Below are 10601 nucleotides of genomic sequence, written 5' to 3' on the forward strand. Positions count from 1 at the left end.
ACCGTGCCTCCCAGGCATTCCCCTCCGCTGCTTCACGACCTCATCACCCGCCAGGCCGCCCTCACGCCCGATGCCGTCGCGATCCGGCAGTGGGAACGTTCCCTCACCTTCGGCGAACTCACCGAGCGCGCCGCCGCGCTCGCCCACCGGCTGCGTGAGCTGGGCGCCGGCCCCGAGGTCCGGGTCGGCGTCTGCGGCAGGCGCACGCCGGACCTGCTGGTCGCGGTGCTGGGCGTGCTGATGTCGGGTGGCGCGTACGTGCCGCTCGATCCCGCGCATCCGCGCAAGCGGCTGAGCGCGGTGATCGAGGACGCCGGGATCACCACCGTGATCGCCGACGAGGACGGGACGGCGCTGCTGGCCGGGTCGGGGGTGCGGCTGCTGCCGTACGACCACGGGCGCAGTGCCGTGCCGCCGGAGATCGAGACTCTGCCGCAGGGCTCGGCGTACACCCTGTTCACCTCGGGTTCGACGGGGCGCCCCAAGGGGGTGGTGGTCAGCCACGCCTCGGCGGTGGCGTTCGTGACGATGGCCGGCGCCTATTTCGACCTCGACGAGGGGTGCCGTTCGATCGGCTTCGCCGCGCTCGGGTTCGACGTGTCGGTGCTGGACGTGTTCGCACCGCTGGCCAGGGGCGGGTCGGTGATGTTCGCGCCGGACGCCGACCGGGCCGACCCCGGACGCCTGCAGCGGTTCCTCGAAGAGCACCGGGTCACCTGGGGCACCATCCCGCCGGCGTTGTTGCCGCTGCTCGACCCGGCGCGGCTGCCCGAGCTGCGTGATCTGCTCACGGCCGGTGAACCCGCAGGACCCGAGCAGGTGGCTCGCTGGTCGCGGCCCGGTGTGCGGCGGTTCCACAACTGGTACGGCCCGACCGAGACGACGGTCTGCGTGGTGGGCACCGCGCTCGAAGGGCGCTGGGACCGGCCGCTGCCCATCGGGCTGGCCCTGCCCGGGTGCGTCGCGCGCATTCTGGACGAGCGGTTGCGGCCCTGCCCGCCCGGCACGGCGGGGGAGTTGTGCATCGGCGGCCCGCAGCTGGCCCGCGGCTATCTGGACCGTCCCGCGATGACGGCCGACCGGTTCGTCCCCGATCCCGAGGGGCCACCCGGTGCGCGCCTGTATCGGACCGGCGACCTGGTCGCTCTCGATCCTGATGGCCGCATCGCCTTTCTCGGCCGTCTCGACCGGCAGGTGAAGCTGCGCGGCCAGCGGGTGGAGATGGGTGAGGTCGAGGCGGTGATCCGGGCCCATCCAGGGGTACGGCACGCGGTCGCGGACGTGAGCGAGGGCATCGGCGGCTGGCAGGAGCTGACCGCCTATCTGGCCCCTGCGGACGCGCCCGACGTGGAGCGGCTGCGCGAGCACTGCCTGGAGAGCCTGCCCGCCTACATGGTGCCGAGCCGGGTGGTCCGGCTGGATGTGCTGCCGCTCACCGTGGCCGGCAAGATCGACATGGCGGCGCTGCGTGCCCTGCCCGCCGAGCCGGCCGGCGGCGGCGTGGAGCAGGAGCCGCCCGCGGCCGGACACGCCGAGGAACTGGTGGCGGCGGCCAGGACGGAGGCGGAGGAGCTGGTGGCGACGGCCTGGGCGGAGGCGTTCGAGTCGGCTCGGCCGTCGTCGACGGCTGACTTCTTCGCCGCCGGTGGCCACTCCTTGCTGGCGATGCGGCTGGCGGCGGCGTTGCGCCGTGCCTTCGAGCGGGATGTGGCCGTCGAGGACGTGCTGACCGGCCGGACGGTCGCGGGCATGGCGGTCAGGGCCGCCGCCGCCCCGCCGCTCACCGCCCGGCCGCCGGGCCTGGCCGAGGCCGCGTTGTCGCCGATCCAGCGCCGGATGTGGTTCGTCGAACGGCTCGCGCCTGGCACGCCCGCGCACAACATCGCCATGGCGCAGCGGCTTTCCGGCCCGCTCGACGTGGCGGCGCTGGAACGGGCGCTGGCCGTGGTCGCCGAACGGCACGAGGTGCTGCGCTGGCGGGTGCCGCAGAGCGCGGGCGTGCCGACGGTCGAGGTCGACGTGCCGGGCCCGGTGCCGCTGCCGGTGCGGGAGTGCGGCGAGGCCGAGCTGGGCGAGGTGCTGGACGCCGAGGCGCGCACGGTGTTCGACCTGGGGAGCGGGCCGCTGTGGCGGGCCAGGCTGCTGCGGCTGGCCGGTCAGGAGCACGTGCTGGCCATCACCGCGCACCACATCGTGTTCGACGGGTGGTCGCAGGCGGTGCTGTACGACGACATCGCCCGCGCCTACCGGGGCGAGACGGCCGAGCCGCTGGAGGCCTCCTTCGGCGGGTACGTGCGGTGGCTGGGCGAGCGCGACGGCGCCGACCTGGACTGGTGGGCCGGGCAGCTGGCGGGCGTGCCGCCGGTGCTGGACCTGCCACGGGACCGGCCCCGGCCGCCGGTGCAGACCTTCGAGGGCGCGTCGGTCGCCGCCTTCGCCGATCCGGGGCTGGGCACGGCGGTGCGAACGCTCGCGGCCCGGCTGGGGGCCACGCCTTACGCGGTGATGCTGACCGCCTACGCGCACGTGCTGGGACGGCTGGCCGGGCGGGACGACCTGGTGATCGGCACCCCGGTCGCCGACCGGCGCGACCCCGCCCTGGCACCCCTGGCGGGGTGCCTGGTGCACGTGCTGCCGCTGCGGTTGCGGCTCGACGGCGAGGCGGCGTTCGGCGCGCAGGTGACGGCCTGTCAGGAGCGGCTCGCGGGCGCGCTGGCCCACCTGGACGTACGGCTGGAGCGGCTGGTCGAGAAGCTGGGGCCGGGGCGTGACCTGTCGCGCAACCCCCTGGTGCAGGTGCTGTTCAACATGTACGACTTCGCCGAGCCGAGGCTGGACCTGCCGGGGGTGCGGGCGACGCCGCTGCCGCCGAGCCTGCCGGGGGCGCTGTTCGACCTGACCCTGTACGTGGCCGAGCGGGACGGCGGCTACGAGCTGCAGGCCGCCTACAACCCGGCGCTGTTCGACCGGGAGCGGGTGGAGGCGCTGCTGGCCGGCTACCTGCGGCTGCTGGGCGAGGTGGTGGCCGCGCCGGAGGCGGCGGTGTCCTCGGCCGGGCTGCGGGCAGGGGCGGCCGGGCTGCCGGAGTCCACGTCACCGGTGGCGGGCTGGGACGGGCCGGGACTGGTCGAGCTGGTCATGAAGCGGGTGGCCGAGCGGCCGCACGCTCCGGCGATCGTCGGCGAGTCGAGCTCGCTGGACTACGCGGAAGTCGCGGCTCTGGCGGCGGCCACCTGCCGTGGGGTGCACGACACGCTCGGACGGCGCGAGGGTGTGGTCGCGGTGCTGGCCGCCAGGACGCCCGAGCTGCCCGCGTTGTTGCTCGGGGTGCTGGCCTCCGGCGCCAGGTGGGCGATCCTCGACGCGGCGCTCCCGCCCGCACGCCTTGCGGCGCAGGCCGCGGCGGCAGGGGCGGGTGCGCTGGTGGCCTGCCCCGGGACCATGGCGCCTCAGGAGCTGGCCCACCTGCCGGTCGTGCACCCGCAGGTGGCCGAGGCAGCCGTAGGGCTGGAGCCGGCCCCCGCCTCCGAGCGTGGTTACCTGGCCTTCACCTCGGGCACCACCGGCGCGCCCAAGCCGGTCGCCGCCGCCGAGGCCCCGCTGGCGAGGTTCGTGTCGTGGTACCCAGCCCACTTCGGCCTCACCTCGGAGGACCGTTTCGCCCTTCTCGCCGGTCTCGCGCACGACCCGCTGCTGCGCGACGTCTTCACCCCTCTGGTCCTGGGCGGCACGCTGTACGTCCCCGTCCAGGAGCGCATCCGCGACCCACTGCTGCTGACCGGCTGGCTCAGGGAGCACCGGATCACCGTCGCCCACCTGACGCCGCAACTGGGCAACCTGGTCGCGGCCGCTGCCGCCCCGGTGCCTGACCTGCGGCTGGTCTTGTTCGGCGGAGACCGGCTCTCGCGCGGCGACGCCGCTCGCATGGCCGCCGCCGCACCCGGCGCCCGGCTCGTCAACTCCTACGGGACCACCGAGACCCCCCAGGCGCAGGCGCTGCACCCGCTGACCTCCGCCGACCTCGACGCCGGGACGGGCGCGGGCGAGACGGTGCCGGCCGGGCGCGGCGTCGACGGGGCCGACCTGCTCGTGCTCACCCGGTCGGGCGCCCCGGCGGCGGTCGGGGAGCTGGGCGAGATCGTCGTCAGGAGCCCGCGCCTGTCGCACGGCTACCTCGACGCCGAGCTCACCAGGGCCAGATTCGGGGCCGACGGGCTGACCTACCGCACAGGCGACCTGGGCCGCTACGACGCGCACGGACGGGTGATCCCCGCCGGGCGCGCCGACGACCAGGTCAAGATCCGAGGACACCGGGTGGAGCTGGGCGAGATCGAGCAGGCCCTGCTCACGCACCCGGGAGTGCGTTCCGCCGCGGCCACCGTCGCCGAACGGGCCGGAGGCCAGGTGGTGCACGCCTACGCGGTGCCCGCGAGTGCCGCCGTCCAGGCGGAGGAGCTGCGCAGGCATCTGCGTGCCGTACTGCCCGATCATCTGGTCCCGGCGGAGCTGGTGTTGCTGCCCGCGCTGCCGCTGACCGGCAACGGCAAGGTGGACCGCGCCCGGTTGCCCGCGCCTCCACGGGCGCAGGCGGCAGGGCGCGGCGAGCAGCCGGCCACGGCCACAGAACGGCTGGTGGCCGGTGTCTGGCAGGAGGTCCTCGGCCTGCCGCGGGTCTCCACCGACGAGAACTTCTTCGAGATCGGCGGCCACTCGCTGGCCACCGCCCAGGTCCAGGCCAGGTTGAGCACCTCGCTCGGGCGCGAGGTGGCCATCGTCGACCTGTTCCGCCATCCGACCGTCCGGGCCCTCGCCGCACACCTTGATGGCGAGGCTCGCCCGGCCGGCTCCGCGCGTGCCGCGAGACGACTCGCGTCACGCCGCGCACGACCCGCAACACAACGGCCTCACCAGGCCAGACGGGAGAACGGCCAATGACCGCCGACACTAGCGAAGAACCTTTCAGTGGCGTAGAACCGATCGCGGTCGTCGGGCTGGCCTGCCGGCTACCCGGCGCCGAGGACGTGCCGACGTTCTGGCGGAACCTGGTCGACGGCGTGGAGTCGGTGAGGTTCTACACGCGGGAGGAGCAGGCCGCCCTCGGCGTGCCCGACTACCTGCTCGACGACCCGACCTTCGTACCCGCCTCGTCGGTCGCGGCCGACTACGGCGCGCTGGACGCGGCGTTCTTCGGCATGTCGCCGAGGGAGGCCGAGTTACGCGACCCGCAGCAGCGCATGTTCCTGGAGCTGTCCCACACCGCCCTGGAGGACGCCGGCTACGACCCGGCTCGCTTCGACGGCGAGATCGGGGTCTACGGGACCGTCGGCTCGGACGAATACCAATGGATGTACATCCGTAACAATCCCCAGCTGTTCGCCTCGGTCGGCAACCTCGCCGTCTTCACCGGCAACCACCCCGACTACCTGTCGACGCTGGTCTCCTACAAGCTCGACCTGCGCGGGCCGAGCGTCACCGTGCACACGGCGTGCTCGTCGTCGCTCGTGGCGCTGCACATGGCGGTCGAGGCGCTGCGCACAGGGGAGTGCGACATGGCGCTGACCGGCGGCGTGTCGCTGGAGCTTCCACCCGAGTGGGGTTACCAGTACCACCAGGACGGCATCTACACCCCCGACGGTCACTGCCGTACGTTCGACGCCGACGCGGCCGGGACGATCTGGGGCGGTGGCGGCGGCGTGGCCGTCCTGAAGCGGCTGTCGGACGCGGTCGCCGCCGGCGACCACATCAGGGCCGTGGTCATCGGCAACGCGATCAACAACGACGGCGCGACCAAGATGGGCTTCTCGGCGCCGAGCGCCGAGGGCCAGGCCGCCGCGGTGACGCAGGCGCTGGGGGTCGCCCAGGTCGACCCGCGCACGATCACCTACGTCGAGGCGCACGGCACCGGTACGGCGCTGGGCGATCCGATCGAGGTGGCCGCGCTGTCGAGCGCGTTCGGGCCGGGAGAGCCCGGCTGGTGCGGCATCGGCTCGGTCAAGACGAACGTCGGGCACCTGGGCCCGGCGGCCGGCATCGCCGGGTTCATCAAGACGGTGCTGTCGCTGCAGCACGGGCTCATCCCGCCGAACCTGCACTACCAGGCGCCCAACCCGCGCATCGACTTCGGCCGCAACCCGTTCCGGGTGATCGCCTCGCTGACCAAGTGGGAGACCGACGACCTGCCGCGCAGGGCCGGGGTGAGCTCCTTCGGCATCGGCGGCACCAACGCGCACGTGATCCTGGAACAGGCGCCGCCCGCGCCGCTGCCCGCCGCGCCCCCGCGCGGCGCGCACCTGCTGCAACTGTCGGCGCGCACGCCGTCGGCGCTGGAGGAGGCCGTGCGGCGGCTGGGCACCCGCCTCGCCGGTGACGAGGTGGACCTGGCCGACGTCGCGTACACGCTGCGAACCGGCCGCAAGGCCTACCCGCACCGGGCGGCCGTCACCGCGCGCGACGCCGCCGACGCGGTGGCCGCGCTGGCCGACAAGAAGCGCCTGGTCAAGAGCAAGGCGGGCGCGCCGAGGGTGGCCTGGCTGTTCTCCGGCCAGGGCGCGCAGTACGCCGGCATGGGCGCCGAGCTCTACCAGAGCGAGCCGGTGTTCGCCGCCGCGGTCGACGAGTGCGCGGCCGTCCTGCGCGACGAGCTCGGCGGGCTCGACATCCGCACGCTCCTGTTCCCCGAACCCGAGGAGAAGGAGGCGGCCGAGGAGCAGCTGCGGCAGACGTGGCTGACGCAGCCCGCCCTGTTCACCGTCGAGTGGGCGCTGAGCCGGCTGTGGCAGGCGTGGGGAGTGCGGCCCGCGGCGATGATCGGCCACAGCATCGGCGAGTACGTCGCGGCGGCGGTCGCCGGGGTCTTCACCGCCGCCGACGCGCTGCGCCTGGTGGCGGCTCGCGGCCGGCTGATGCAGAGCGTGCCGTCCGGGTCGATGCTCGCCGTACGGCAGGACCAGGACGAGGTACGGCCGGGCCTGCCCGACGGGTTGTCGATCGCGACCGTGAACGGACCGGGCACCTGCGTGGTGGCCGGACCGACGGAACTGGTCCAGCGCTACGCCGCCGACCTGGAGGCGGCCGGAGTGCAGCACACCATGCTGCGCACCTCGCACGCCTTCCACTCGGCGATGATGGACCCGATCCTGGGCGACTTCCACGAGGCCGTGGCCAGGGTCTCGCTGCAGGCGCCGACGATGCCGTTCCTGTCGAACGTGTCCGGCACCTGGATCACCGCCGAGCAGGCCGTCGATCCCGCCTACTGGACCTCCCACATCCGCGAGGCCGTACGGTTCGGCGACTGCGTCGCGGCGCTCGTGGCCGACGGCGAGTGGCACGTCGTGGAGTGCGGCCCGGGACGGCAGCTCGCCGGGCTCGCCCGCGCGCAGCTCAAGACCGGGCCGGCGCCGCTGCAGAGCCTGCCGGCGCCGAGCGAGCCCCGGTCCGACCTGGAGGTGATCTACCAGGCCGCCGGCACCTTGTGGGCGGCGGGCGCGCTGATCGAGGTCGAGGCGCGGGGCCGCAGGGTGCCGCTGCCCGCCTACCCGTACGAGCGGCGGCACTACTGGGCGCCGACCCCGGTCGACGCGGAGCTGATCTACCCGCGTCCGGCCAGGACCGGGGCGTTGCCGGTCGACGAGTGGTTCTCGGTGCCGGTCTGGCGGCAGGAACCGGGCGGCGCGATCGCCGACCCCGCCGCGGAGCTGTCGGGCGCGCGCGTGCTGGTCTTCGCGGGCGAGCAGGCGGGTCCGCTGGTGGCCGGGCTGCGCGCGGCCGGGTCCGAGGTCGTCACGGTGATCGCGGGCACGTCCTACAGCAGCGAAGGCGACCGCGTAACCGTACGGCCCGGCGAGCGCGACGACTACGAGGCGCTCCTGGCCGCGACAGGGGTGCCGGCGCGGATCGTGCACGCCTGGACGCTCGACGCCGCGAGCGGCGAAGGCGACGCCATGGCCGCCCAGGACAGCGGGTTCTTCAGCCTGCTGGCCCTGACGCAGGCCCTGGCCGCCGCCGAGCGTGAGGGCGGCGTGCGGCTCGACGTGCTGACCGCCGGAACGCAGGAGGTCACCGGGGCGGACCTGACCTGTCCCGAGCACGCCACCGTGGCGGGAATCGCCAGGGTGGTGCCGCTGGAGGCACGCTGGCTGACGGTCAACCACATCGACCTGCCGCACGGTGCCGAGCTCGACATCGAGCAGGTGCTGGCCGAGCTGCGCGCGGCGGTCTGCGAGCCGGAGCCGGGCCAGGCGCCCTCCCCGGTGGCGCTGCGGACAGGCAGGCGCTGGACGCGGGGTTACGGACCCGCCCAGGTCCCGGACAGCGGAGCGAACGGGCCCCTGCGCGAGAACGGCGTCTACGTCATCACCGGCGGGCTGGGCGGCATCGGCCTGACCCTCGCGCAAGACCTGGCCGAGCGGGTGCGCGCCCGGCTGGTGCTGCTGGGCCGTACCGGGCTGCCGCCGCGCGAGCAGTGGGACGGGCTGGAGGGCACCGCCCTGCGGGCCGCGCGCGCGGTCACCCGGATGGAGCGGGCCGGCGCCGACGTGCTGGTGCTGGCGGCCGACGTCGCCGACCTCGGCGACATGCGCCGGGTGCGCGAGGCGGCCCTGGAGCGGTTCGGCCGCGTCGACGGCATCGTGCACGCCGCGGGCGTGCCCGGCGGCGGCATGGCCGAGGTCAAGGAGCGCCAGGCGGCCGAGGCGGTCCTGGCGCCGAAGATCACCGGCACCGCGAACCTGCGGGCCGTCTTCGGCGACCTGCCGCTCGACTTCGTCCTGCTGTGCTCCTCGATCACCTCGGTCGCGGGCGGTCTCGGCCAGGTCGACTACTGCGCGGCCAACGCCTACCTCGACGCCGTCGCGCACGCCTGGCCCGGCCGGGTGGTGTCGGCCAACTGGGGCGCCTGGCTGGAGGTCGGCATGGCCGCCGAGGTGGCGGCACCGGTCGCCTTCCGCGCGCTGCAGCGTGGTGACCGGGTCACCCAGCTGGAGCATCCGTTCCTGACCCACCGGCACGAGGCGGCCGCACGCCAGCCCTGGTACGGCGGCACGCTCGCGCCCGCCACCCACTGGGTGCTGGACGAGCACCGCGTCGCCGGGGTGCCGGTGCTGCCGGGCACCGGCTATCTGGAGACGGCACGTGCTGCCTTCGAGGCCGCCGTGCCCAGCCCCGGTCCCGCCTACCGGGTGGAGCTGACGGACGTGGCCTTCGTGGCGCCGCTCGCGGTCGCCGACGAGGCCTCGGCCGACGTGCGGGTGCTGTTCACCCCCAGCGGCGACGGCCTCGACTTCGAGATCGTCAGCGTCGTCGGCGGCGCCGCCACGCAGCACGCCAGGGGCAGCGCCGCCTGGGTGGTGCCGGACGTCGGCGCCGACCCGCTCGCCGACGTGCGGGCCCGGTGCACCCACCTGCCCGCCGACCAGAGCAACCCGTTCGCCTCCGCGTCGGGGCTGGTCGTCTTCGGCGAACGCTGGACCAGCCTGCGGGCCGTCGCGCACGGACAGGGCGAGCAGGTGGCCAGGCTGGTGGCCGGCGGCCAGGTCTCCGGCGAGCTGGAGTCGCTGCCGCTGCACCCCGCGCTGCTGGACGAGGCGACGGCGTTCGTCTCGGTCGCCACCGAGCACAGCTACCTGCCGCTCGGCTACGGCCGTCTGACGGTGCTGGGCGCCCTGGAACCGGTCGTGTGGAGCCACGCCAGGCTGCGCGACACCGGCGGCGGCGAGGTGCTCGCGGCCGACCTGACCCTGTACGGCGAGCACGGCGAACCGCTGGTCGCCATCACCGACTTCGTCATGCGCCGCATCGACAGGGGCGCGATGACCGAGACCGTCGGCGAGGGCGCCCGGGGCACGGCCGAGGAGCTGACGGTCGAGGAGGGCTCGGCCGCGGCGGGCGTGGCGCTCGACGTCGACGGAGGCAGGCGCGGCATCGCCCCGGCCGACGGCGCCGAGGCCTTCCGCCGCGTGTTGTCGGCCAGGCTCGGCGCCCAGGTCGTCATCAGCGCCGTGGACCTGCAGGAGTTCGTCGCCCGCGCCCGCGAGCTGACCCAGGACACCCTGGTCGACGAGCTGGACGCGGCGGCGGCGGCCGAGGGCGGCGACGCCTCCGGCGTCGACTACGTCGCACCCCGCAACGACCTGGAGACCATGCTGGCCGGTCTGTGGGGCGAGGTGCTGGGTGCCCGCCAGGTCAGCGTCGAGCAGGACTTCTTCGACCTCGGCGGCAACTCCCTGGTCGCGGTCCAGCTCATCGCCCTGATCCGCAAGAAGATCGGCATCCGGCTGCCGATGCGCAGCCTGTTCCAGGTGCCGACGATCGCCGGGATGTCCGCGCTGGTGGAGGAGATGCGCGGCAAGCAGGCCGGAGCAGACAAGCCGAAGGTGACCCCGCTGCGCCGTACGGAAAGGTCCTGAGATGAGCGAGGAGCAGTACAAGGTCGTGGTCAACCACGAGGAGCAGTACTCGGTGTGGTTCGCCGACCGGCCCGCGCCCGACGGGTGGCGGGAGACCGGGTTCGCCGGCGACAAGCAGGTGTGCCTGGAGCACATCGAGCAGGTCTGGACCGACATGCGCCCGCGCAGCCTGCGCGAGGCGATGGACGGATAGGAGGA

At 74.5% G+C, this 10601-nt stretch carries 3 protein-coding genes; all 3 read left to right on the top strand.

What is annotated here, in order from left to right:
- Positions 1 to 3: 3 nt before the first annotated feature.
- From HNR30_RS45850 to HNR30_RS45860, 3 genes are read left to right on the top strand one after another with little or no spacing between them, the layout of a single operon-like run.
- Complete coding sequence (locus HNR30_RS45850; protein ID WP_312895074.1) at positions 4 to 4935, top strand: non-ribosomal peptide synthetase; 4932 nt, start codon at positions 4 to 6, stop codon at positions 4933 to 4935.
- On the top strand, positions 4932 to 10403 hold the full coding sequence (locus tag HNR30_RS45855) for a type I polyketide synthase (RefSeq protein WP_181616538.1): 5472 nt from the start codon (positions 4932 to 4934) through the stop codon (positions 10401 to 10403). The genes HNR30_RS45850 and HNR30_RS45855 overlap by 4 nt, the downstream gene beginning before the upstream one ends.
- A 1-nt stretch (position 10404) precedes the next feature.
- A complete protein-coding gene (locus HNR30_RS45860) occupies positions 10405 to 10596 on the top strand; it encodes an MbtH family protein (RefSeq protein WP_181616539.1) in 192 nt (63 codons plus the stop codon).
- The last annotated feature ends 5 nt before the right edge of the window (positions 10597 to 10601 follow it).

The organism is Nonomuraea soli (assembly GCF_013761175.1).
Classification (GTDB): Bacteria; Actinomycetota; Actinomycetes; order Streptosporangiales; family Streptosporangiaceae; genus Nonomuraea; species Nonomuraea soli.